Raw genomic sequence first — 25,087 nt, 5'->3', positions numbered from 1 at the left:
GATATTTGTGAGAAATCTATCTATTCAGCCACTAATTTTGGTAGAATAGGTTCAAAGTATAATCAAGGGCGCATTAAAGCTGACATACACGAGTATGCTTATTGTTGGACGAAGCTCTATAAAGAGGGCCATGAAAGCATTAGGCGGCAGGGGGGATATGATGCGAAAGAGCTGGTACAGGAGATTGTTTTTTTCCTATTTCCCGATTTTTATGTTGACCGTGTCTATTCTCATTTTTTTATCCTTCCTGATCGTGAATGAGATATCGCGTAATGAAACTGGGAAAGCAAATCGGATCACGACCGGATTTGTAATGGACAGTGTGGAAAAGTCGCTGACGAAGGTAGAAATGGACGTATTAAGTGAAGCGGAAACGAATAAGAGCTACAGCTACTTTCTGAATGGACAGGCGCAGAGCGGCAGCACGATATTGTATGGACTGGCAGGAAGCTTGCGTGCGCTCAAGGATAATCATGAATTGGTACATTCTATTTATATTTACAGGATGAAGGATCAAAAGGTACTTACCAGGAGCGGACTTCAGGATGCCAAGACATTTGGCGATTATCCGTATATCGAGCAGGCACTGCGATCTGAAGATCGGCAGTGGTCACCTGTGCGGGAATGGAAGGAGCCGGGCAAACATACGTTAGATCGTGTGATTTCGATGCATAAGCGGCTTCCGTTGCCGTTCGGGGGACAAGGGCTGCTGGTAATCAATATCGGTGTGTATCCGTTGGAACAAATGATCGGTCAAATGACGAATCCGGCGGTTTCCTTTCTGGTGATTAAGGATGGCAGTGGACATACGATCTACCCGTCTGCATCTGACACAGGGGGGGCTGTAAAGGAGAAAGACGGACAACAATTGACTCATCTGCCGTCGGCTAGACTAGGCTGGAGCTTCGAAAGCGGCATTCGTGCCGGGCAACTGTTCGAGTGGGTGTCTGTCATTTCTTACGTTTGGATTGTGCTCGGGCTGGCTGTTGTCGTCTTGGCAGTAGTTTACATTATCTATGTAACACGCAGAAATTACCGACCGATTCAACTGATGATGCAGCGTATTCAACAGTTGCCGGGCAGTCCTGATGGGGGAACCAACAAGGATGAGCTGTGGATGATTGATCACGCACTGCAAAATCTGATTCGGCAAACGGTCGATTATGAACAGCAAGAGCAGGCGAATGTACTTATTCGGCGGCGACAGCTGTTCCTTGATCTGATGGAAGGTACAACCATGGAAACGGCCGCGGTGCGTTTGGATAATCTGTCTCCTTTTGTGGACGGTACCCAGAGAGAGGCTATCCGTGTCTACGCCGTCATGGTGGTAGAGCTGCATGAGCTGGAACTGGAGCAGCCGTACATAACAGAAGGACCACAAGCGGGCAGTAGAAGTTCGAATGAGCATGGAGGTGAAGATCAACGCCTAAGCCTGTCGTTGCTGGGTGTGATGCAGGAGCTTGCAGCCACTTATGGTTGGCAGGGCTGGGCAGAATGGATGAGCCGCGAAAGAATTGCCATTTTGCTGCGGAAAGAGGATGGTGATGGGGAAGGATTGCTGGCTGTGAAGCTGCAAGAGATGGCGCAAACGGGCTGCGAGTGGCTACAGGGTCATCTGGGTGTACAGCTCACCATCGGAATTGGCGGCCAGACTCACGAGTTGGAGTATATTAAGGATTCCTATCTGACGGCTGTTTCTGCCCTTCGGTATCGGCTAACGCTTGGGGTACGCGATATTGTGACTAGTGACCAGGTTCCGCAGGACAATGAAATTCCGTTATATACGTATCTGCCGCTGATTTCGGAGACGATCCGTTCTTTTCGGCTGGCCAGCCATGATTGGCGTGGACAGTTGGAAGGTCTATTCGCAACGATGGAAACGGACAAGTTGAAGGATGGGGATATTTTAACCGTGATTCAGTGGTTACAGGAACTGCTGGAAAGGGAAATGCGCGAGATGAAGGACGTGTCGGGCGCATTGGATCGTTATTTTAACGGCCCGGAGGCGGAGGGGTGGAGATGTGAGGTGGAATCTGCTCCTTCGCTGGCCCTGATGCACACCGTGATGCTGGAACACATGACCACTGTGTACCGTACTTATGTTGCAGCTAGTGAAACCAAGAGCTATCGGGCTATGGTCAGTGAGATGAAACAATATATTGAAGAGCATTATACGAATCCGGATTTATCTTTGAATCATTTGAGCGAACGTTTTGATGTGTCGCCTAAATACGCCAGTCATTTGTTTAAAACTGAGTTTGATATGAAATTTGTGGATTTTTTGACCCGGTTGCGTATGAACCATGCCCAGCAAATGCTGTGTAACACTACAGAGACGGTTCAGCATATTGCAACCCAGGTCGGTTATGCCAATTCGATTACCTTTGGACGGGTGTTTAAGCGTGTGGTTGGCGTAACGCCGGGAGATTATCGCAAGCTGAGATTGAAGCCGGAAGATTCATCATTAACAGGGGGAGCGCTTTAGGCGCTCGCCTTTTTTACTTTTTAATTGTTAAAAAGGCGGGCAAACGGTGTCGGTTTATGGGGCGGAATTTAGTTTATTGCGGCCCAGGGGGACAAATGCGATACTTATGTCCATATCTTGAACCTACAGGGCGTCAACGGCTGATGTATTGGCAGGCATGAGGGCGAACCGGAATGACGGAGGATGGGCTATGACGGACATAGATGTACAAAAGCAATATGGGGATGAGCCGAAGGCTTCCGGCTGGGCGGCAGGCATTGATGTCGGCGGGACGAAGACGCTGATCTGTATCGGTACAGCGGAACGGCAAGTGGTAGTGAGGCATAAAATTCCGACGGTTCATACGAAGGATGCCGCCTTTTTCTTAGAAAGTCTGTTCGAGGAGCTGGAAAGCTGTCTGGAGCAGGAAGGCTTGACGCTGGAGCAATTAAAAGGAATTGGGATCGGCTTTCCTGGTGTGGTAGATAACGATAGCGGCATGATCACTCATGCTCCGGCGCTCCAATGGAGTATGCACAACAGCACACGTGGCAGTGGTACGCAAGGCGGTATACGATCTGTCATTGGACAGCGCTATAGCGGACGCTTGGTGCTGGATAACGATGTGAATATGGCTGCGTTGGGAGAGCAATGGCTGGGGGCGGCCCGGGGATTACGTCATGTGATGATGGTAACGGTGGGCACAGGTATCGGAAGCGGTCTTATTTTGAACGGGGAGCTGTACAAGGGAGCGGCCAACGGAGCTGGTGAGGTGGCTTACTGGATTGCAGGCGAGGAACAGGCACGGCAAGCGGCAAAATGGAAAGGGACGAACGAGTTCGGTGTGTTCGAATCTTTAACGTCGGGTACGGCAATAACGCACAGTGTAAAATCGGCCCTCGCATCCGGCATACCAGGTACGCACATGGTACGGCTGGCGGATGGCCAACGGGACCATGTTGGGGCGCGACATGTTCTGCAAGCAGCAGCCGAAGGAGATGTCGAAGCACAGACGATTCTGGAGCCTGCGCTGGCTCATATGGCGATGGCTTTGACGAATGTGATCAGCTTGCTGAACCCGGAAATGATCGTTGTAGGCGGCGGTGTGGCTGAAGGGAGCACGTATTATTTGGATGAAATTCGGCAAAGAGTAGCCTTATGGACGGACATTCCTTGTACCATTGTACCTGCTGGGCTGGGTAATGAAGCCGGGGCCATCGGAGCGCTGGCGACGATTCTGGGCAGCACGGTACGCTAAACAACAGGGAGGATTCCAGATGGTTGGCTCACAAATGCTGAAGCTGCGAGGCTTCTATTTGTTTATTGGTTTGGCCGGGGGGATGTTTAACCCGTATTTGACGTTACTGCTGGTTCAGAACGGGTTGACGAGCACCAGTGTTGGTGTGCTGATGGCGATCGGTACGCTGGTATCCATTCTGGTTCAGCCGATCTGGGGGATTATTGTGGATCAATACCGTCAAATGCGGCTGGTGCTTATTTTGAGTGTAGCGGTCCCGGGGGTCATGGCGGTATGTTATCAGTCGGAGCATTTTGTGCTGATGGCGCTTGTATATTCGATTATGGCTATATTCACGGCAACACAGGCGCCGATCGCTGATTCCTATGCGATCGTAACAGCAAAAAAGGCGGGGGCGACCTACGGCAGCATACGATTTATGGCGAGTATAGGTAATGCGGTGGGCGGTTATGCTGGAGGGCTGTTTGTGTCGCTTCTATCTGTGTCCATGATTTGGGTGCCTTTTTTGGTACTGAACGGTCTTGCGGCCCTTACGGCCCTGGCGCTCCCGAAAAATACGGAGGAAGATCTGGCGTTTCGTAAATCGTTTTCTGACGGTATCGGTCAATTAATCCGCAACAGGACGTTTTTAATATTTTTGGGTGGCAGCTTTTTAGTGAATCAGACGTTGACCGCATTTAACACCTATTTTGTACTGGCTTTTAAAATGTCGGGAGGACCTACGGGGTTGGTCGGGGTTGCTCTGCTAGTTGCTTCCATTACGAATGTGCCCTCCATGCTGCTGGCTTCCAGGGTGATTCGCAGGATTGGGCTGGAGAGAACCCTTTTGCTAGGGGCTGTAGCCTATATGCTGCGCTGGGGAGTTCAACTGGCGTTTCCTGATCCTGCGGTTATGATTGCTGTGCAGGTGTTGCACGGGTTGTCGTTTGGATTTTTCTACATTGCGGCCGTTGAATATGTATCGCATGTGACGGAAAAGGATATGCAGGCCACCGGACAAAGTGTGTTCAATATGGTATTCGCCGGACTGGCGGGCATTGTAGGTAATCTGTTGAATGGATACCTCCTTCATGCCGGGGGGCCGCAGTTAATGAATCTCGCTTGTCTGATCAGCGCGACCTTAGGTGCGTTAATGATGGTTTATGTATCACGCAGCCGTAAAGATGGAAAGACAGAGAAGGTGCGCAAGCTATCCATGAGTCTTCCATCAGAGACTTCGCCGCAGGAGTAGTATAGTGAAGCTACTACATCGTTAAAACTTAACAAAACACAGAGAGCATCCTAACCCTGATGAGAGGGAGGGTGTTCTTTTTGTGCAAAAGCAACTTTTAAGTCACTTGATATGGCAATATATCTAACACGATTCGAACGCAGAAAATAGTTTATTCGCAGGAAAATAGTGATCTTTTATAAAAGTAAGCGTTTTATCGCATTAAGTAATCGCTTTCATCTAAACTGTTTATGATTGGGAAACTAGTTTATTGTCAGTTTTCCTACGCTCATGTCATACTAAGGCACATCCCGGACCCAGAGGAACAGACACATGCCAATGCATGATATGCCATAACCTCCTCATTGAAGAAGAGGAACGAACGGGAAAAAGCAGACAAAGGGGTGTTCAGGAATGAGAGGAAATAAGGCTGGAGGAACATTGAAGAAGCTGCGTCTGCTGCTTGCAGCTACGGTTGCACTGTCGGTTGTATTGAGTGGATGCTCGTCGGGTGAGGCGGACAAAAGTTCGACTGCTACCGGAGATAAGGGTGGTTCATTGAAGGTTGAAATTTTTGACAGAGGCAACACACCTCAAGGCTACACCATTACTGACAGCTATTTAACCCGTTATGCAAAAGAGAACTTTGGCAAACCCAACAATATTGATCTATCGTATGTGCCTGTTCAGCGCTCGGAAGAGGTCACCAAGCTGAATGTCCTGATGGCGAGTGGCGGCGATGTACCTGATATCGTATTCACTTACGATTCCGGCACTTTTGAGCGGTACGCGGAGCAGGGGGGACTGACGGACTTGACCTCACTGCTAAACGAGTACGGCCCGAATCTTAAAAAATTCCTCGGTGAAGATACGTTGAGCTACGGTCAGGTGGAGGGCAAGGAATTTGCCATTCCGGGCAAGCGCACTATTTTAGGGAAATATTCTTCCTTTATACGCCAGGATTGGCTGGATACACTGAAAATGCCTGTCCCTAAAACGACAGACGAACTATATAACACGCTCAAAACGTTCAAGGAAAAAGACCCCGGCAAGACCGGCGGCAAGGTGATTCCAATGGGGATGACGATGGAGCCTGGACAATATGATTCGCTGCTGTGGTCTTTTATCAAGCCAGTGACGGATGAGCAGAAATATACGCTGACTCAAAAGCTGGGTTCCCGTGACTATCCGATCCTGCTGCCTGGATTCAAGGATGGAGTTCAGTTTATGAACAAGCTTTACAATGAAGATCTGATCAGCAAGGACTTCGGTCTGGATAAGGACAAAAAACAGCTGACACAGGACATTCAAAGCGGCAATATCGGCTTTTTCAGCGAAGATTACGACAACATTTTTTACAATGACTCGGCGTATCCAAATCTGTTGGCCAACCAGCCGAAAGCCAAGCTGACGCCAATGGACCCGTACACGAACAGTGAGGGCAAGCATGCCAAGCCGGAATTTGCATCCAATGGCCTGTACATCATGGTACCTAAATCCAGTGAGCATGCGATTGAGGCGATCAAGTACCTCGACTGGATGTCTTCCGAAAAGGTGCTGCTCGATATGCAAAATGGTGTGGAAGGCGAAAATTATACCTTGAAAGACGGAATTCCAGTCGCCAAGGAAAAACCGACACAAGAAGCACAAGACCGTATCTATAATCAGGGCGATGTAGTTATCGTAGCGAACGGCAAGATTGCTGGCGATGATGAGAAGAACAAGGAAGCCTTTATTTTGGGCATGCCGTCCCAGTTCCAGGGGGATGTACGCAAAGCAATGGATATTTCCAACACGGATACCATTCCTCCGCTGAAATTTGACCATCCGATTAAATCCGAGTCCAAATACAGCAACTCGCTGCTGGACAAGTTTGATGAAATGGTCGTCAAATCGGTGATGGCACCGTCCGCACAATTTGATGCAACCTTTGAAGCTGCATTGAAGGATTATATGGCAGGGGGCGGTCAGGCGATACTGGATGAGCGCACCGAGGCTTACAAGGCCATGACAGGTAAGTAAGAAGGCGGAACGTAAAGGAGAGACAGCGCATGAAAGGGAACGTTTACTTCCGCAGATATTGGCAATTATACGCGTTGCTTGTGCTGCCCTTGGCCTACTTCATTGTGTTCAAATATGGCCCGATGTGGGGCGTGCAGATTGCATTTAAGGATTTCAACTTTTTTCAGGGAATTACGGGAAGTGAATGGATCGGGTTCGACGCGTTTCGGGAAGTGTTCCGCATGGACGATTTCTATAGAACACTGCGCAATACCATCGTGCTGAATTTGCTTGATCTGCTGGTATCTTTTCCGGCACCCTTGGTCCTGGCGATTTTACTCTATGAAATGAAAGTAGTTTGGTTTAAAAAGCTTTCGCAAACGATTTTGTATATTCCCCATTTTATCTCGTGGGTAATTATCGGCGGGATTGTGTACCAGGTATTTGGTACGCAGTCCGGCATGATCAACAATGTGCTGACCTCGCTCGGGTTTCAGGCGATTCCATTTTTGACGGATAAAAATGACTGGGTGATCACGTATCTGCTTACAGGTGTGTGGCAAAGTGCAGGCTGGGGAACGATTTTGTACCTGGCTGCCTTGACCGGAATTAACCGGGAGTTGTTCGAGGCTGCTGAGGTAGATGGCGCAGGACGTATGAAACGAATTTGGCATATTACCATCCCGGGCATGAAAACGACGATTGCTACGCTGCTCATCATTAATCTGGGCAATATGATCACCATTGGCTTTGATCGTCCTTATGTGATTGGCAATGTGGCGGTTCGGGATTATTCCGATGTGCTCAGTACGTTTGTATACCGCATCGGGATGGAATCCGGTCAATACACACTGGCAACGGTGGTTGGTTTGTTCCAAGCCGTGGTGGGCCTGATCTTCGTACTGGGTGCGAACTATGCATCCAAGAAGCTGACGGATGAAAGTATTATGTAAGTGGTAAAGGAGCTGACACCTGATGAGTGAACGTACTGCGAACCGCACCTTTGATATTGTAACCACCATATTGGTGGTTGTGGCTGTACTGCTGTGTTTGGCCCCGTTTATTCATATTTTGTCTATTTCCTTCAGCTCAAACCGGGCTATTACGTCCGGGGAAGTTACCCTGTTTCCGGTTGATTTCAATTTGAAGGCGTATGGAAAAGTTTTCTCCGATATGAGCATGATTCGTTCGCTTGGGTTTACGGTCATGCTGACTGTGATCACGACGGTGCTGAGTATGCTGATGACGGTGATAGCTGCATATCCGTTAACGAAGAAAAATTTAAAGGGCCGCAAAACGATTATGTTTATTATTGTGGTGACGATGTTTTTCAGTGGCGGTATCATTCCAGAATACATTCTGGTGCGCGATTTGCATTTGCTGAATAATATGGGGTCCCTTATTTTACCAGGTCTGATCAGCCCGTTTTATCTGATTATTCTGATTTCCTTCTTTAACGGGATTCCAGAGAGCTTGGGAGAAGCAGCAGAGATTGATGGCAGCAGCCATTTCGGCACTTTGATTCGGATTGTGCTTCCGCTATCCCTGCCTGTGCTGGCGACATTAAGTCTGTTTTACGGTGTGGGGCGCTGGAATGGGTTTCAGGATACGCTGATGTATATTCAAAACCCGGATTTGTTCCCGTTGCAGCTCAAGCTGTATCAAATGATTCAAAATAACATGGTGTCCGAGCTGTCGAGATTGGAAGGAGCGAGCGGTGCGAAAATTACACCTGAAGGGCTGAAGGCGGCGAGTGTCATTTTCGCAACGGTTCCGATCCTGCTTGTTTATCCGTGGCTGCAAAGGTATTTTGTCAGCGGTGTGATGCTTGGAGCGGTGAAAGGATGATGACGATGAAGGCGAAGGGGGAATACTCCTTTTCCACCTGTTGGAATATGAAGAAGCAAACCGTCGGCCGAGAGCTTGTGGAGGAAATACGTGAGCTGGGCTTTGGCCGGGTGGAGCTGAATTATAACATTACCCGGGAAATGCTGACGACGATTGAGCCTATGATTGAGCGGGGAGAAATCGGCATATCTAGTGTGCATAATACGTTTCCACATACGCCTGATCCGGATTACGGTACGGATTCCGTTCTGCTTGGGTTTGATGATGAGACGAAGCGAAAACGCGCGATAGAACTGCTGGTACAATCTGCGGAATATGCGCATCGTTATGGTGCAAAGGCGGTGGTTGTGCATCCCGGAGAAGTTCCATTTCCTTACGATATCAGCGGTGAGCTGGAAGTGATTTACCGTGAGCAGGGCAGGGATTCGGTAGCTTATCAAGCGCTGTGGGCACAAATGCTGGAGCGGCGGAATTCGCTGAGCGGGCATTATGTACAACGTATCCGCGACAGTCTGGAAGAGGTGTGTGACCGTATCGCCTCCAAGGGCTATGATGTAGCAATTGGTATCGAAACTCGTTCACGCTGTTATCAGATGCCTACCTTACAGGAGGCCAAGACGATCATAGACGATTTGAAGGGCGCACCCGTGTATCTATGGTATGACATTGGACACGGCATGATCATGGACCGGATGGGGTTGTACGATAATGCCAAGGAAGCCAATGAAATGATCGACTATATTCTCGGTGTCCACATCCATGAAACGATAGGGTTATCCGATCATTGGTGCCCTTATATTCATAGTGGTGATCTGGAGTTCTTTGATCGTTTCGTGAATATTATCCGGCAGGCCCCAATTAAGGTCTATGAGCTGAAAGCAGCCTGTCAGCCGGAGGATATTGAACGCAGCCATGAGTTGTTGACAAGCAAGATAGCGAAACTTCAGACGCAAGGATGATCAACGATTATGCATATCACAGGGGCTGAGGGAATGTATAGTGAAATCGTAGCGGTCAATGATGCCTGGGTGAAACCGGGCATGGACCATCAGGTGCTGGATGTCGACAGTCGTTATTACGGGGGGGTGACCGATGATGAGAACGGGATTGCCTGGCCTAATCATTCGGTCGGCACTCCTGCGGCAATGGCGGTCTGGGCAGCCGCGCTCGTCAATCCGGATTCTGCTTATTACCGGAATGAGGGTGTGCTCATTCGGCTGGAGCTGGCGTCGCAGTATATGCTGCGTGTACAGCATGAAGACGGCTCTATTTCGCCGGGCTGGACCAATTTTCACTCGCCGCCGGATACGGCGTTCGTGGTGGTAGGCTATGCTCAGGTCTACCAGTTGCTGATCGGTGAGGACTGGCTGGAGCTGCGCCAGGTGACTGATGCGATCCGCCTGTTTCTGGAGCGGACGATTCCAGTCATGCTGACCGGAGGCTGCCATACACCGAATCACCGCTGGGTGCTGTGTGCTGCTCTGGGCTTCCTGCATGAGTTGTTTGATCTACCCGAGGCACTCGCCCGGGCCGGGGAGTGGCTGGCAGAGGGGCTGGATGAAACGCTGGATGGCGAATGGACGGAGCGCAGCAACGGAATTTATAATGCCGTCAGCGATATTATGCTGATTCATGCCGCCCGTTTATTGAAGCTGCCGGAGCTGCTGGAGCCGGTACGGCGCAATTTGTACATGATGGTGTATCTTGTCCATCCGGATGGGGAAGTGGTCACAGAGTATTCGGGAAGACAGGACTTCGGCGTGATGATGAATTTATCCTCCTATCTTCTCCCGTATGCCATGCTGGCTACCGAGGATGAGGATGCTATTTTCGAAGCGATGGCTGTCGCCGCTGTTCAGGTAACGGATCATCCGGGCGGTGCTCCGATTAATGCGGCTGTACGCTTCTTGCTGGAGCCGCGCTTGCAAACCCGCAAAATATCGCCTGCTGCATTACCTGTCACCTATAACAAGCTGCTGAACGGAGGTTTTCCGAGGGCTGACTATCTGAGCCGGATGGATGAGGCAGGGCATCATCAGCACATTTATCACAGCAGGCTGCATACGGACTTTGGCGCTCCGGTTGCTCGATATCGACAGGAGGATACCAGTGCGACACTCATGACCGAGGCTTCATCGTTCCTATCGTTGCGGCATGGAGATGCACGTCTATTGGCGGTTCAGGCAGCTTCGTATTTCTCGCCAGGCTTCGTGCCTATGCAGGAGCTGACTGCGCATGAAACCGGCTGGACGCTATCGGGTCAGCAGGCCAAAGGCTATTACGGGCCTGTTGCTGCCGCCGATCTGCCGCCTACCTCGCAGGAGGAAATCAGTCCGTGGTATTTGCTCCCGCACCACAAACGGCCACTAACCCATGAACAGAAGCATGAAATCCGGGTGGATGTGGATCGTCAGGAGGATGTGTGGACGCTTCGTTTTCGTTCAGAAGGTCCGGTGGATTGCATGACACAGATTTTATTTGTTTTTGGACGTGAAGGAAAATTCACTTGCGGGGAATACAGGCTGGTTAATGAAGCGGTGCAATGCTGGACTGGCGGTATGGTGCGCTATGAATCGGGAAATGCATGGTTAGAGCTGACAGGAACAGCGATGGAGCATTCGGCTACTTCGGTTCGGGGGGCTGCTCACCCTGTGGATTGTCACACATTGCTAGTCAATTGGATGGCTCCGTTCGATCAGACGATCACGATCCGTATGTCTCCTTTGCCAGTGAGTGAAGTTTGAGGTACGATGAGCACCTGTTTCCGGGGATGAGGTCAGTCTCGGAAACAGGTGCTTTTTGGTGTCTTGAGCCATGCTGAATGGAGCGCTTCCATTGAGCTTGAAGCGATTGTGGTGTACACTGTCCAGAACAGGTGTAAATTGGAACGTCAGGAAGGATGGACGGTTGCAAAGGAGGGAAAGACACTTATGTATGCCCGTTTAAGATCGTTGAATTATCCTGTAAAAGGGTATGTTTTTATTGTATTGGCCGTATGCTCAGTGATAAGCACCTTGTGGATCATTAACGTGCGGCTGCCCTCGGGAGGCCGCCCTTATCTTTTTATTTGGTGGAATATGATGCTGGCCTGGATTCCGATGCTTTTAACGCTGCTGCTTGATGTGATTTATAGTTCCTGGCGGCGGGGAACGAGAACATTTTTGCTCTGGATAACGGGAGCGGTATGGTTCTTTTTTTATCCCAACACACCGTATTTAATCACAGATTTGCTGCATGTGTTCGCAAGATATCCTTTTCTCGGGGAGCAACGCTTTTGGGGAGAGCCGTATTTCTGGAATCATGTACTGGGGATGCTGTCGGTCGCTGTCCTTGGGCTGACGATGGGATTTGTATCGCTCGAATCTGTACGACAGTTGGTACAGCGTGCACGCGGCGGGTTTGTAAGCTGGCTGTTTGTGCTGGCTGTACTGCTGCTAAGTAGCTTGGGGATTTATATCGGTCGTTTCTTTCGGGGGAACACATGGGATATTATATCTGCGCCTTCCCAGTTATATGCGCAGGTATCCTCCATATGGGCAGATACCCTGCAGCGTGCTCATTTTGTGGAATTTAGTGGGATGGTATTCGCTATTTTGTTCATTAGCTATGTATCCACGATGTGCGTGGTTTGGATCGGCAACAGCCGTCGGGATGAATGGCGTAACTGGTGATGTCAATACGACCAAGTGGCTGAGTAGCTTCATAAGCTTGAATAGAAAGGAGGAATAGAGACAATGAACGGACAGAACCGATCAGATATTCGCGCAGGGCTTCAGGTGGATATTGTGCTTAAAAAAGATCAGCCTACCGGAAAGCTGACACGAGGAACGGTGAAGGATATTTTGACCAATTCTCCGCGTCATCCGCATGGAATTAAAGTGCGTTTGGCAGACGGACAGGTTGGGCGTGTCAAACATGTCGTAACGAATTAAAGGTCCCTATTGAGTTTCATCCTTTGTGTATCGAATAAATAAAAATGTATTGTGATATTGTTTTTTAAGATTAACGTATTAAAAACACAACGGGGATGCTTCGTCGTTCTTACGAAACATCCCCATTTATGAAATTCTTGAATTACATAAAATGGCTATAATCATCAACTAGTTTCCGTATTATTGAACCTTAATATTAATAGAAGTCGTATATGTTTTGTTAGGCGCATGATAGTCTTGAGCTGACGCTGTAAGGCTTCCAGTACTCACATCACTCAGATTAAATGCCCGATAATAAATTGTCCCAATAACATTATTTCCTTGGGTTATATATTCATTTGGCTGATATTGCGTAGTAGGGATAAATACTCCATTTTGTGTGATCGTCGGACGTGGAGGAGAACCCAAAATCGTACCTATACACTTAACGGCGATAACACCCTGCGTTCCAGATAAATTGGAATTACTCCAGACATTATTGGCTCCATCGGAGGTAATTCCTACAATTTGAATGCTTGTCAAATGGGGAACAGGGGCAGCTGAAGCAGAAGGGATCAGAAAAAGAGCAAAAACTAGTATCAAAGTAAAGCTTAGTCCATAAAGTTTTTTCAATTGAATTCCACCTTTTTTGATATTTATAGTTTAGATGATAATGACAGAACAGTAACAAGAAATAAGTCACTCCTTTTATTTGAATTTCTGCATATCATCAAGAACTATTGAAAGAAACAGAAATACAATAATTTAGATATATATCGAATTAATAGCACTTATATAAATAAATTTACTTCGATAAGCAGCGGTTACCATGTGGAAAAGTCATGCAGGACAGAAATACCCAAAAAAAGATAACTTATGACAATAAAAATATAGTTACGGGTTGAGGGGGAATGACGTATGAATCAGGCAACGGCAAGGTCGAAACATGACCGCTATCCGTTTGTTTTGCTTGTATTACTGGTGCTTGTTCTCATCTGGTCCTTTATCCATCCGGCGGATCATTTTACCTGGGTACTGGAAGTTCTCCCGGCGATTTTGGGAGCGGGTCTGCTGGTGGCGGTTTACCGCCAATTCCGGTTTACGAATCTGGTGTATACCCTGATGTGGCTGCATGCGCTCATTCTGATTGTCGGCGGGCATTATACCTATGCGGAAGTGCCCCTGTTTAACTGGATACGGGATACCTTCGGGCTGGAGCGTAATTATTACGACCGACTTGGGCACTTTGCGCAAGGTTTTGTGCCTGCGCTTATTGTCAGAGAAGTGCTGCTGCGTAAAACGACCTTGGGAAGCGGAGGCTGGCTGACCTTTCTCACGGTTAGTGTGTGCCTTGCGATCAGTGCTGCGTATGAGCTGATTGAGTTTGCCGTAGCCAAGGCGACTGGAACGGCCGCAGAAGCCTTTTTGGGAACCCAAGGAGATATATGGGATACCCAATGGGATATGCTTCTTGCTTTGATTGGTGCCCTGACAGCCGTGATTCTGTTGAGCGGAGTACATAACAAGCTGCTGAAACAGCTCAGACATTAGCGGGTTCCTTTCTATTGGAGATTATAGCTGGACGATATAAAGTTGTAATGATAGTGGAGGGTGGTTACAGAATGCGTGCTAAAGCATTTTCTAACCACCCTTTGATGTATCCTGAGATCCGCAGTTTCTGGGGCTATATATGCGTCATATGGCGACTGTCGAGATGCAGGGTTGCGGCATCCATGTAGCTGTCCAGCAGTCGTTCGAAAATGCGGTCCCACGTCTGCTCCAGACTGTACGCTCTGCCCGCCACGGACATAGAGTCGCGAAGCGGGCCGTCTTTGTACAACAGGTGCACAGCTTCGGCAAAGGCAGGGGCATCTCCAGCAGGACACAGTAAGCCCGTCTTCCCATGGATGAGATTATCCTTTACCCCGCCTTCATCGGCACCGACCACGGGTGTTCCGCTCGCCATGGCCTCCAGCACGACGTTGCCGAATGTTTCCGTAGTGGAGGGAAACAGGAATACATCCGCTGCGGCGTATAGCTCCGCTAATTCCTGCCCTTTCACAAAGCCAAGCCAATGGACTGCATGCTCTGACACCCCCATGTCCGCTTCTGTTTTGACCTCGTACAGTGGTCCGTCTCCCGCAATGACCAGCACAGATTCTGCCCGGACATCGTCCGGCAACTGGAGATAGGCGTCCAGTAGGGTGTCTATTCCCTTTTCCGGTGCAAGTCTGCCAACATATAAAATCACGAATGCGTCTGCACGAACGCCCCATTTTCTCCATACTTCGTGACGATCCACTTTCGGTTGGAAGCGTTGGGTATCAATGCCCCGGCCCCAGATTTCGAGTTGACTCATTCCTTTATTGCGCAATAACTCCATGGTTGACCGAGAGGGCACGTACACTCGTTCACAATGTCTGTGAAACCAGAGGATGTATTTCCATAAGGCAGGTTCAAGCCAGCGAAGCTTGTAATATTCGAGGTATTTATCAAAGTGGGTATGATATGAGGCGACGAGCGGAACATGTTGTTTGGCTGCGTAGCTTGTTCCGTACAGGCCAAGGTTAAATGGGGTAGCGACATGAATCAGGTGCGGGGAAAAGGCGGTCAGACGGTCGTTAATCTGCTTGGCGTTGGGGATTGCCAGTCTGCATTCACGGTACAACAAAAAAGGGATGCTCCGAAACCGTTCTACACCCGGCCCGGAGGGCAGATGATGGTCTGCCTCCGGTGCGAAGACGAGCGTAGATACCCCATGTTTCTCCAGATAGCCAATCCATCGTTCCAGTGTCAGGGCAGCGCCATTTACGTCAGGCGCATACGTGTCCGTAAATAATGCGACTCGAAGCATGCCTTCATTCCTCCTCCGCCATTCTCATTTATCCTATGACGTTCCAGGGGAGTCCGCTTGGAGGCTCCGGCTTTTATTGTGCCATGATTTTGTTTACGGGCTTGCCGGGTTTTGTAAAAGCTGACCCGCGGACGGGCGGTTTTCTCGGAACATCCAATAGTAGACGAGGGAGGACAAAATATAGAACACACCTGTCATGCTGAACGTGATGGCATAGCCCCAGTAATTGCCGTAGGTCGTAATCAGATAGGCTTGTACAGGTCCCATGCCTGCGGTTCCGAGCATCCAGGTCGTTTGGAGAATCGAGTTGGCAATGCCCCGGTTCTTATCCGATACACGTTCCACCAGAATGGCGGTTTGCAGCGGATTGGCCGCATTCATCAGCGCTTGCCTGAACAGAAAGCTGATGGAAGCAATCCAGAGGACATTGGTGAAGCCGGTAATCAGAAGAAACGGGAGCGAGAGCAGTTGAAAGCCCACGACAGCCTTGACCAGTCCGATCCGGCTACCAAGCGTAGGCCCGATCAGCATGGAGAGGATGGTCATGAGCTGACCGAGAGCAATCAGCAAACTCATCGCGCTGAGCGATACGGAAAAGCGGTTCGTAAAATATAAATTGAGATACGGGATGACCAGACCTGAGCCCAACCCAAGAAAAAACTGGGCAAGAACAAATTGTCCGATAACCCGGGTATCGGAAGCAGCAGGAGCAGGTGCTACTGGTAAAGCGGGCGTGGATTCCGCCGTATCCGCTGTTACCGGTTCAAGTGTCGATTTGGCAAGGTGCACATTTTCTTCGACGTAAGAGGCTTTTGTCATGAACAATAGAGGAATAAAAGCGGTCAGTGTTGCCGTTCCTCCGAGAAACAGGGCGACCCGCAGACTGGAAAGCTGTGTGATCCCCCACGTTTGCAGTCCATCCGCAAGCACACCACCACCAAAGCTCCCTATGACCTGTGCCGCGAGTACAAGAGCCGAGTAATAGCTGAATATCTTCAAGCGCTGGGCTTTGCTTATGCTTTCCGCCAAAAAGGGTACAGCCAGCACCTGAATAAAGGCGGCAAATACTCCCGAAACGATGGCGAAAACCAGCATACTGCCACTGGTATCCGTAAAGGTACGGATGAGGAAGGCAACACCGCTGAATAGCGCTCCGATGACCAGCATGTGTTTGCGGCTCGTCCGATCCCCTAAAAAACCGACCGGAATAAACAGTAAGGCTGTAGCCAGCGCCTGCATGCTCACCACCCGGCCATTCATGTCATCCCCGAAGCCAAGCCCCTGGATATACAGGTTATACAGTACGGAAAACATCCCCGTACCCATCTGGTACAGCAGATTGGCGATAAAAAACAATCGGATATTACGTGGCCACTTTCGAGGCTCGTCTAACATTTTGCTAATCCATGACACGATGCGATCCTCCTGTGACGTTGATGCAGATAAGTTGATGCTGTTGATATGTATTCTAGCAGGATCTGTGCATTTCATAAATATTCCTTGTCTCCGATTTTTTTGGGTAATAATAAAGCATAGACTTTACATTGAAATTTCATTATAGTAATTCGGTATGAATAAATTTGAAGGGTAAGCAGGAGGGATGGCTTTGGCTTTTGGAGCACGGGTGTTAAAAACGGGAATCGCAGTGACGCTCGCCCTTTTTTTGAGCACGCTCTTGAATACCCATTCGCCTGTGGGGGCAGCGATAGCCGCTATTTTTGCCATGCAACCGTCGATATACAGGTCGTGGCGTTATTTTCTGGATCAACTCCAAACAAGCACACTGGGTGCAATCATGGCGTTGCTGGGCGGAATGGTATTTTCAAATGAACCGATTGCGGTCGGATTGGTATGTGTACTGGTACTAATGATATGTCTGAAAATAAATATGGCTGATACGGTAGGTTTGACACTCGTTACCGTTGTTTCTGTAATGGAAGCTTCCGGTGACTGGAAATTTGCGGTGACCCGTTTTGTGCTCACCTTAATCGGGATTGTTTCTGCTTTTGTCATTAATGTTACTGTTTTTCCCCCGAAACCGAAAAGGCAGTTTATCAATCAGATTCAAAGTGTATTTAACAGTATGTCCTTGCTGCTGCGCACCGCCATTTCCGATGAGATTAAGGAGTCTGTCTTTAAAGAGGAAAAAGGCAATCTGGAGGGAGCCATAAAATCGCTATCGGATAAATATCATTTGTTCGAGGAAGAGCAGAAGAAGCTCAAGCGCTCCCGGTTCAGTCAGACGAGGCAGATGGTGGTATACAAGCAAATGCTCGGAAGTTTGCACAAAGGATATGAGGTACTGGACGCGGTGGAAAGGCACTACTTCCAGTCCTTACGACCGAAGGGAACGGATGCATTTTTTGATAGTCATCTGGAGCTGCTGATCCGGTTCCATGAACATGCGCTGCTTAAATTCGAGGATAAGCTGAAACCGAACGATGAAGAAAGCGAAATGTTCCAGCAGGCGAACGGCGAATTTATGAAGCATGCAATTACCCGTTTTGACCACTGTCAGGAGGGAATGCTGAGACTGTCGATTGTGGCTGCCGCGATGTATGACTATGGTCATCAACTGGAGCGGTTGAGCAGATTGGCGGATCATATTCATCCTGTGGAAGAGAGCAAGTAGCGAACGTATAAAAAAGCAAAAAGCGGTCGTATTCATCTATACAGATGGACGACCGCTTTTTGCGTATATAAAAAGGCATAAAAAAAGCCCGCTGGTTGCGAACAGGGGTTGAAGTTGCTACAATAGAGGATGCTATGTTTATGGTAAAACCATGAATTTAAATTCGTTAATTACACTTCTTATCGCATTATAGCATGTTTCAAAGTGTAAGTCAATTTTCCCGGATCAGAGGGATGCCAAGGGTATACCCAGGTCCATAATAGAACATAGTTTAGCCCTGCGGTGGAGCAGGAGGAAACGGAACAGGAGTGATGCCAGTGACTACTGAGCAGCAATGGAATGAGGAACAACGGAGAGTAGAGGACGTGACTGCTGTCATTAGCGGGCGCATTCGGAAGCTGGAGACGGAGGTTGGCTCTGTACGCGGAGATGTCGTAGATATGCGTAAAGACTTTTGGGATGAGGTAACGATCAATTTCAGTGAGGCGGATGATGTGGGCGAGACCTCCACCAGCTTGCGTCAGCAATCTGAAATTTTGTCGGAACGGGAGCGCAGGCACAAGCATTCTACAGAGGCGTTAGGTCGTTTGAAAAAGCTGCTGGAATCACCGTATTTTGCACGTATTGATTTTGCTGAGGAAGGACAGCCCGCAGAGCGTGTTTATCTGGGGATCGCCTCCCTGCTGGATAATCAGGACGAGGAATTTCTGGTCTATGACTGGCGTGCGCCGATTTCCAATCTCTATTACGATAATATGCCGGGTCCCGCTTCCTATAAGACTCCGACAGGGGAAATGAAAGGAGAACTGACGCTCAAGCGCCAATTCTCGATCCGCGGTGGACAGATTCGTTTTATGTTCGATACAGGGGTAACGATTGGAGACGAGCTGCTACAGGCGGTGCTGAGCCGCAGCTCGGATGCTCAGATGAAAAGTATTGTGGCAACAATCCAAAGGGAGCAGAATCGCATTATTCGTGATGATCGTAGCCGTATGCTTATCGTACAGGGGGCGGCGGGAAGCGGCAAAACATCTGCTGCGCTCCAGAGAGTAGCCTATTTGCTGTATAAGTACCGTGATCGCTTGCGCGCGGATCAGGTGGTGCTATTTTCGCCCAATCCGATGTTTAACAGCTACGTTTCGACGGTACTGCCTGAATTGGGTGAGGAAAATATGCTCCAGGCGACTCTTCAGGAGTATTTGGAGCGTCGGCTGGGCCGGGAGTTTCAACTGGAAGACCCTTTTGAGCAGCTGGAATATGTATTGTCGGCATCTTCACAGACGGGGTATGAGGCCAGAATGGAAGGCATCCGCTTTAAGTCGTCCAAGACGTTTTTGCAAGCAATTATCGGATACAAGGCGTATTTGGAGCAGGAGGGTATGCGTTTTAAACCGATCCGGTTTCAAGGGCGCGAGGTAGTTCCAGTGGATGAAATGGTGCGTAGGTTTTATGGGTTTGACTCTTCGGTGCGGCTGGCGAATCGACTGGAACTGCTTCGGGATTGGATGCTCAAGGAGCTGGCCCGTTTCGGTAAAGAGGAATGCTCCGCTCCATGGGTAGATCAGCAGATGGACCTGATGGAGCCTGAGGATTACCAGCGTGCTTATAATCGTATGCGGCGTAAATCCAAGAATAAGGGCCATACCTTTGACGATTTTACACGAGAACGGGAAATATTGGCGCGAATGGTGGTCAGTGACCGCTTGAAGCCTTTGCGTAAATGGATCAAAGCGCTTCGTTTCGTGGATACGACCCGCTTATACGGGGAGTTGTTCCTGAATGAGACGCTGCTGAGCCAACTGGCCGATCACGCCAAGCTGCCCGATAGCTGGAGTGAAATCAGCCGTCAAACGCTGGAACGGATGCAGGCCGGGGAACTGGCGTATGAGGACGTGACACCCTTTTTGTATCTGCGTGAGCTGATGTTGGGTTTCCGTTCCAATAGCCATATCCGTCATGTGTTTATTGATGAAGCACAGGACTATTCACCGTTTCAACTGGCTTTTTTCAAGCGCTTGTTTCCGCAGGCTAAAATGACGGCGCTGGGCGATTTTAATCAGGCGATTTATGCGCATGCTTCGGTGCTTCAGGATGCGGAGCCTCTCTATGAGCTGTATGGAGCGGAACAGACCGAGATGATCTCCCTGACACGCAGCTACCGCTCGACTCAGGAAATTGTGGAGTTTACCCGGGGGATGGTGGCCGGAGGCGAGCATATTGTACCGTTTAACCGTAAGGGTGAGAAGCCACGTGTTACGGAGGTACATTCGCGTGAAATGCTGCATCGTCTGATCGTCGGAAACATCACGGAATTGCTGGCAGAAGGCTATGAATCCGTGGCAGTAATCTGCAAAAATGCTGGAGAAAGTGCAGCAGCTTACGAAGCGCTCGAAGGGCAGTTGCCCGTGAAGCCAAGGCTGATCAAGAAAACAACTCCGGCTTTTGAAAAGGGAATTCACATCATTCCGGCTTATCTGGCGAAAGGCGTAGAATTCGATGCGGTCCTGATCTATGACGGATCAGCGGAGCAATATCAGCGTGAAAGTGAGCGCAAGCTGTTCTACACTGCCTGTACACGGGCTATGCATTTGCTGCACATTTATACGATAGGCGAAATTACACCATTCGTGAGTTCGCAGGAATCGGATTCGTATACCCGTAAAGTGGAAGAAAGTGATCCTGTTCTGTAAGACTGGCATAATTGTGCGTATTCCAGTAACATAAGCAAATAAGAAAAACAGGTAAGAAGCATAAACGGAGGTAACAAAACGTAATGGACATGAAGAGTGTATTTCAACGCCCGCCGCTGGCGGACTGTGTACCCGAGCTGGTAGCTACAGCCAGAGGGGAGCGCAAGGCATCGCTGGTTATCCGCGGAGGAACGCTGGTCAATGTGGTATCGGGCGAATTATTACCGGGAATGTCTATTGCTGTGCAGGGCTCCCGTATCGCATACGTCGGTCGGGACGTTAGCCATACCATCGGAGAAGACACCGTGATCATTGAAGCGGAAGGCCGCTATATGGCACCGGGATTACTGGACGGACATTGTCACATCGAAAGCACGCAGCTTACCGTAACGGAGTTTGCAAAAGCTGTGCTGCCGCTAGGCGTGACGGGCGGATTTTTTGACCCGCATGAGATTTCAAATGTGCTTGGTCTGAAAGGGCTTCGCCTGATGCTCGATGAAGCACGCACGACACCGCTGGCTGCCTACATGCAGGTGGCTTCTTGTGTTCCGTCCACAGGACCGGAACTGGAAACGACAGGGGCTTCCTTCGGCCCGGCAGAAGTCGCGGAAGCCTTACGCTGGGGCCCGGATATGATCGGGCTGGGCGAAGTCATGAATTTCCCGGGCGTCGTCTATGGAGACGATGTGATGATCGGGGAAATTCAGGCCACGCTGCGCGCGGGCAAGGTGGCGGATGGCCATTTTACATGGGCCTCCGACGACTGGCGGCTGCCGGTATATGCAGCCGCAGGGATTACGGGCGACCACGAGTGTGTCACGCCCGAGGATGTAGCCGAGCGTATCCGGCTCGGCATGTATGCCAAAATGCGGCAAGGCTCCGCATGGCATGATGTGGCCGAGACCATCCGCGCCAGCACGGAAATGGGTCTCGACACCCGTCGCATGATGCTGGTGACGGATGACCGCAGCGCGGAATCCTTGCTCCATGAGGGTCAGATGGACTTCGTCGTGCGTCATGCCATTGCGCAGGGCGTCAAGCCCGTGACCGCGTTTCAGATGGCTACGCTGAATACAGCAGAGCGCTTCGGCGTAGCGCGGGATATCGGCTCGATTATTCCGGGGGCGATTGCCGATATTATTTTGCTTGATGGCCGACTGGCCGAAGTGAACGTGACCGCTACGATTGCGGCGGGTCAATTGGTGGCCGAGCACGGCCAAATGGTCGCCGATTGGGATGGCTTCGCTTATCCTGCGGAAGTGATGGACACGGTCCGTCTGGGACGAGACCTGAGTGCTGCGGATTTCCGCATTGCAGCTCCAGTACAGGAGGGGAACGTACCTGTACGAGTGATTCGTGTCACGGAAAATCACGTGGACACGAAGGAAGTGCGGATGAATGTTCAGATCCGCAATGGTGAGGTCACGGCAGATCCCGCGCAGGATCTTTGCAAAATAGCCGTCTTCGAGCGGCATCATGGCAGTGGCAGCCATGCCGTGGCACTCGTGACGGGCGTCGGTTTCACTGAGCCTGCCGCCATTGCCATGACTGTGGCGCATGACAGCCACAATTTGCTCGTCATTGGCAACGATGACGAGCTTATGACCCAGGCGGCGAAGCAGGCCGTGGCTATGCGCGGCGGCGTAGTGGTCGTATCCGCCTCGGGCGAAACACGCTTCCCGCTGCCTATCGCCGGGCTGATGTCTCCTGCGCCGTTTGCAGAGGTGGCAGCGCAGTCCGAGAGCATCAGCCGGGCACTTCAGCAATCCGGCTGTGTGCTGAACAACGCACTGATGACACTGTCGCTACTGGCGTTGGTGGTCATCCCCGAAATCCGCCTGTCGGATCAGGGACTTGTCGTGATCGGAGCGGACGGTATCCGCAAGGTATCGCTGTTCGTGGAAGAGGATACATCGGAAGCCTGACAGAATCCTTAGCCCATATGGGCGTAGCTACGATATGTGTTTTTGAAAGGGGGTGTCCCATAAGGTCTGTAAAGACTGGAGGGATAGCCCCTGTTTTCTACATTAAATATCAAAAAGGTTTCCTTCTATACAGGGATTCGGGGAGCAATAAGCATATGCATCAGTATTATCGTTCATTAGAGAAGATGGCTTATCAAGCTTTGATTATAGAGCAGGATTGGAAAAGATTTGTAGAACGAACCCGTGTGAAGCATGTGCAGCAGGGAACGTATCTAATTGAAACGGGTGTACCCGTAAATCATGCCTATTTTTGCTCAGAGGGATTTTTCCGTTTATTTTACACTTTGGCAGATGGCAGGGAGTATAATGTTGGCTTTTCGCCAGAAGATGATTATGTAACCTCTTACGGGGCTATGGTCCAAGGGCAACCGTCGACCTTTACCATTGAGGCTATGGAGGATTCGGTAGTCGTTGAAATCCCCTATGACGTACTGAAGGAGCTTATGGATACAAGCCATATGTGGGAAAGATTCGTGCGCAAGAGTGTAGAGAGACTATATATTCGAAAAGAGGAACGGGAACGTGAACTCTTGTATCTTTCCGCCAAGGAACGTTACCAAGCCTTTCTTCTCAAATACCCCGGATTGGACAAACGAATTGCCCAATATCATATCGCTTCGTACATCGGTGTATCCCCCGTTTCGCTTAGCCGATTGCTCCGCAGCGATCCGCATTAACATAGGTTAATGCAGCTTGGGGGACAAGCAGAGTACAATCATGTTAGTCCATTCGAGCTTCATAAAAAAGGAGATAGGCATATGCGATATATGATGATTGTTTTGTTGGAATTTTATCCTTCCTGGCTGGCTTTGCCTCGGGAAGAGCGTCGAAAATATGCGGCATCCTTGCAGGAGAGCATTCAAAAATATAGCGAGCATGTTCAAGTTCGTTTTTTTGATGCAGAGGCGCTTCCTGGCAAGGATTACACCGATTTCGTCGTATGCGAAACGGAGGATATGAAACAGTATCACTATATGTGGGAAGAAATTCGCGACTCGGAGCCGTACACCAAGGGATATATGAAGATTAAAAATGTGGTCATGGGGATGGAAAATGCCTTTCAGTCATACGAGTCAGAAATACTACAGATGAAAAAGTGAAATATAAGCTGAATCCGATAAATTAACTAGGAAAACGGAGTAGACGGAATGATGCTTTACAAGCAACAGCGATGGGAAGCACCATCCGTCTGCGCAGTGGCGCAACATGTGATTTTTGGTTCAGCTTATATACGATTAATTAAAGGCGAATTCCTAGGCTGTTGCATATAGGATTCGCCTTTTACTTTTTGCCATCATTCAGCTCATATCTGTGACAAAATGGGCTGCTGCAAGCATCTGTTCGGCTTCGTGCTGCTTACGGAATTGCGAAGGGGTCATGCCGTTCCATTTTTTAAAAGTTGCGATAAAATAGCTCAGATTATCAAAGCCAACCTCCAGCGCAATATCGACCACCTTGCGGTCACTTTGCTCCAGCAGTCGGCAAGCCTTCTGAACCCGGTGGTAATTGATGTATTCGACCGGGCTTTTTTGTACCATCTGCTTGAAGAAACGGCAAAAATGGCCCTCGCTCATACGGATCTCATCGGCGATATCCCGCAAACGAATAGGCTCATGAGCATGATTGTTGATGTACGCCAACGCTTGTTTGATCCGTTCAACCTTGCTGCGTTGACCTGCCATAATCACGTCCTCTCCGTTAGCCGGGGTCATATGTGGATACATGCTGGCGATGATGCTATAGAGCTGTGCCTTGGTCGCCAGTTCACGGGCAGGTGCATTCTGTTCATGGCTGGTGATGATGCGACGCAGCGCGGTCAGCACCTCCTGTTCCCAGGGCAGGACTCCGCGAATGTGAGGGGGAGCGACCAGCTTTTTGCTGATAAAAGGGTCGATAAACTGCTCCTGCACCGTATCTTGTGTCTGGCTGTGCAGCAGATCTGGATGAAACACCACGGCAGAGAATACGCAGTCAGGGTCTCGCTTCAAATACCCGGCGTGAAGTTCCCCGCTATTTACAAAAAGGGCTTCACCTTCGCTGACCTCAGTGTAGGCCATATCCGTCTGAAATACCGCGCTGCCCCGCTCCACAACAATAAACTCCATTTCCTCATGCCAATGACACTCCAGTACACAATTTCCATTCAACTGTTCCACGCCCGGATACACGCTGACCGGATACATGGGATTGCCATGAATACGGTTTTCCCGCAGCATTTCCCGATTCATTTCCTG

General features: G+C 49.6%; 20 protein-coding genes. 16 read left to right on the top strand and 4 right to left on the bottom strand.

Annotated elements, in window-relative coordinates:
- Window positions 1-157 precede the first annotated feature (157 nt).
- The 10 genes from ACQ4MX_RS04290 to ACQ4MX_RS04245 all read left to right on the top strand — a co-directional run bounded on the left by ACQ4MX_RS04290 (window position 158) and on the right by ACQ4MX_RS04245 (window position 12,713).
- On the top strand, window positions 158-2,485 hold the full coding sequence (locus ACQ4MX_RS04290) for a helix-turn-helix domain-containing protein (protein WP_431089516.1): 2,328 nt from the start codon (window positions 158-160) through the stop codon (window positions 2,483-2,485).
- Between the two features lie 190 nt (window positions 2,486-2,675).
- Complete coding sequence (locus tag ACQ4MX_RS04285) at window positions 2,676-3,722, top strand: ROK family protein (RefSeq protein ID WP_431089515.1); 1,047 nt, start codon at window positions 2,676-2,678, stop codon at window positions 3,720-3,722.
- Between the two features lie 19 nt (window positions 3,723-3,741).
- Window positions 3,742-4,953, top strand: a complete 1,212-nt coding sequence (locus ACQ4MX_RS04280) for an MFS transporter (protein WP_431089514.1) — start codon at window positions 3,742-3,744, stop codon at window positions 4,951-4,953.
- A 393-nt stretch (window positions 4,954-5,346) separates the two neighbouring features.
- The gene (locus ACQ4MX_RS04275) at window positions 5,347-6,954 is read left to right on the top strand and encodes an extracellular solute-binding protein (protein WP_431089513.1); all 1,608 of its coding nucleotides are present in this window, start codon (window positions 5,347-5,349) and stop codon (window positions 6,952-6,954) included.
- Between the two features lie 29 nt (window positions 6,955-6,983).
- On the top strand, window positions 6,984-7,886 hold the full coding sequence (locus ACQ4MX_RS04270; RefSeq protein WP_283655536.1) for an ABC transporter permease: 903 nt from the start codon (window positions 6,984-6,986) through the stop codon (window positions 7,884-7,886).
- Window positions 7,887-7,908: 22 nt separating this feature from the next.
- Window positions 7,909-8,781 carry a carbohydrate ABC transporter permease gene (locus ACQ4MX_RS04265; RefSeq protein ID WP_431089512.1) on the top strand — a complete coding sequence of 291 codons (873 nt, stop codon included), beginning with the start codon at window positions 7,909-7,911 and terminating at the stop codon, window positions 8,779-8,781.
- A complete protein-coding gene (locus ACQ4MX_RS04260; RefSeq protein ID WP_431089511.1) occupies window positions 8,778-9,740 on the top strand; it encodes a sugar phosphate isomerase/epimerase family protein in 963 nt (320 codons plus the stop codon). The genes ACQ4MX_RS04265 and ACQ4MX_RS04260 overlap by 4 nt, the downstream gene beginning before the upstream one ends.
- Window positions 9,741-9,749: 9 nt before the next feature.
- Window positions 9,750-11,525, top strand: a complete 1,776-nt coding sequence (locus ACQ4MX_RS04255) for a hypothetical protein (RefSeq protein WP_431089510.1) — start codon at window positions 9,750-9,752, stop codon at window positions 11,523-11,525.
- Between the two features lie 186 nt (window positions 11,526-11,711).
- Entirely contained in the window at window positions 11,712-12,452 is a 741-nt protein-coding gene (locus tag ACQ4MX_RS04250) for a DUF1361 domain-containing protein (protein ID WP_149094988.1), read from the top strand.
- Window positions 12,453-12,515: 63 nt separating this feature from the next.
- Window positions 12,516-12,713, top strand: a complete 198-nt coding sequence (locus ACQ4MX_RS04245; RefSeq protein ID WP_431089509.1) for a YwbE family protein — start codon at window positions 12,516-12,518, stop codon at window positions 12,711-12,713.
- A 180-nt stretch (window positions 12,714-12,893) separates the two neighbouring features.
- On the opposite strand, the gene ACQ4MX_RS04240 is transcribed toward ACQ4MX_RS04245, so the two are convergent.
- Window positions 12,894-13,325, bottom strand: a complete 432-nt coding sequence (locus ACQ4MX_RS04240) for a hypothetical protein (RefSeq protein WP_431089508.1) — start codon at window positions 13,323-13,325, stop codon at window positions 12,894-12,896.
- Between the two features lie 285 nt (window positions 13,326-13,610).
- On the opposite strand from ACQ4MX_RS04240, the gene ACQ4MX_RS04235 reads away from it, so the two are divergent.
- Window positions 13,611-14,243 carry a DUF2238 domain-containing protein gene (locus ACQ4MX_RS04235; RefSeq protein ID WP_431089507.1) on the top strand — a complete coding sequence of 211 codons (633 nt, stop codon included), beginning with the start codon at window positions 13,611-13,613 and terminating at the stop codon, window positions 14,241-14,243.
- 133 nt (window positions 14,244-14,376) lie between these two features.
- Here ACQ4MX_RS04235 and ACQ4MX_RS04230 read toward each other — a convergent pair whose 3' ends face one another.
- Entirely contained in the window at window positions 14,377-15,546 is a 1,170-nt protein-coding gene (locus ACQ4MX_RS04230) for a glycosyltransferase family 4 protein (RefSeq protein ID WP_431089506.1), read from the bottom strand.
- A gap of 93 nt (window positions 15,547-15,639) precedes the next feature.
- Window positions 15,640-16,959, bottom strand: a complete 1,320-nt coding sequence (locus ACQ4MX_RS04225) for an MFS transporter (RefSeq protein ID WP_431089505.1) — start codon at window positions 16,957-16,959, stop codon at window positions 15,640-15,642.
- 187 nt (window positions 16,960-17,146) lie between these two features.
- On the opposite strand from ACQ4MX_RS04225, the gene ACQ4MX_RS04220 reads away from it, so the two are divergent.
- The 5 genes from ACQ4MX_RS04220 to ACQ4MX_RS04200 all read left to right on the top strand — a co-directional run bounded on the left by ACQ4MX_RS04220 (window position 17,147) and on the right by ACQ4MX_RS04200 (window position 23,953).
- Entirely contained in the window at window positions 17,147-18,178 is a 1,032-nt protein-coding gene (locus ACQ4MX_RS04220) for an FUSC family protein (RefSeq protein ID WP_431089504.1), read from the top strand.
- 311 nt (window positions 18,179-18,489) lie between these two features.
- On the top strand, window positions 18,490-20,868 hold the full coding sequence (gene helD / locus ACQ4MX_RS04215) for an RNA polymerase recycling motor HelD (RefSeq protein WP_431091250.1): 2,379 nt from the start codon (window positions 18,490-18,492) through the stop codon (window positions 20,866-20,868).
- 83 nt (window positions 20,869-20,951) lie between these two features.
- Window positions 20,952-22,793 carry an adenine deaminase gene (locus ACQ4MX_RS04210; RefSeq protein WP_431089503.1) on the top strand — a complete coding sequence of 614 codons (1,842 nt, stop codon included), beginning with the start codon at window positions 20,952-20,954 and terminating at the stop codon, window positions 22,791-22,793.
- Between the two features lie 155 nt (window positions 22,794-22,948).
- Complete coding sequence (locus tag ACQ4MX_RS04205) at window positions 22,949-23,530, top strand: Crp/Fnr family transcriptional regulator (protein WP_431089502.1); 582 nt, start codon at window positions 22,949-22,951, stop codon at window positions 23,528-23,530.
- Between the two features lie 81 nt (window positions 23,531-23,611).
- Window positions 23,612-23,953, top strand: coding sequence for a darcynin family protein (locus tag ACQ4MX_RS04200; RefSeq protein ID WP_044646952.1), 342 nt, complete (start codon window positions 23,612-23,614; stop codon window positions 23,951-23,953).
- 198 nt (window positions 23,954-24,151) lie between these two features.
- Here the strand turns inward: ACQ4MX_RS04200 and ACQ4MX_RS04195 are convergent, their stop codons facing one another.
- On the bottom strand, window positions 24,152-25,081 hold the full coding sequence (locus tag ACQ4MX_RS04195) for an AraC family transcriptional regulator (RefSeq protein WP_431089501.1): 930 nt from the start codon (window positions 25,079-25,081) through the stop codon (window positions 24,152-24,154).
- Between the last annotated feature and the right edge of the window lie 6 nt (window positions 25,082-25,087).

Origin of the sequence: Paenibacillus sp. 8b26 (genome assembly GCF_050626875.1) — a bacterium.
Lineage (GTDB): Bacteria > Bacillota > Bacilli > Paenibacillales > Paenibacillaceae > Paenibacillus.
Note: the sequence above shows the minus strand (reverse complement) of the source record. Positions and strands in the feature narration are given on the sequence as shown.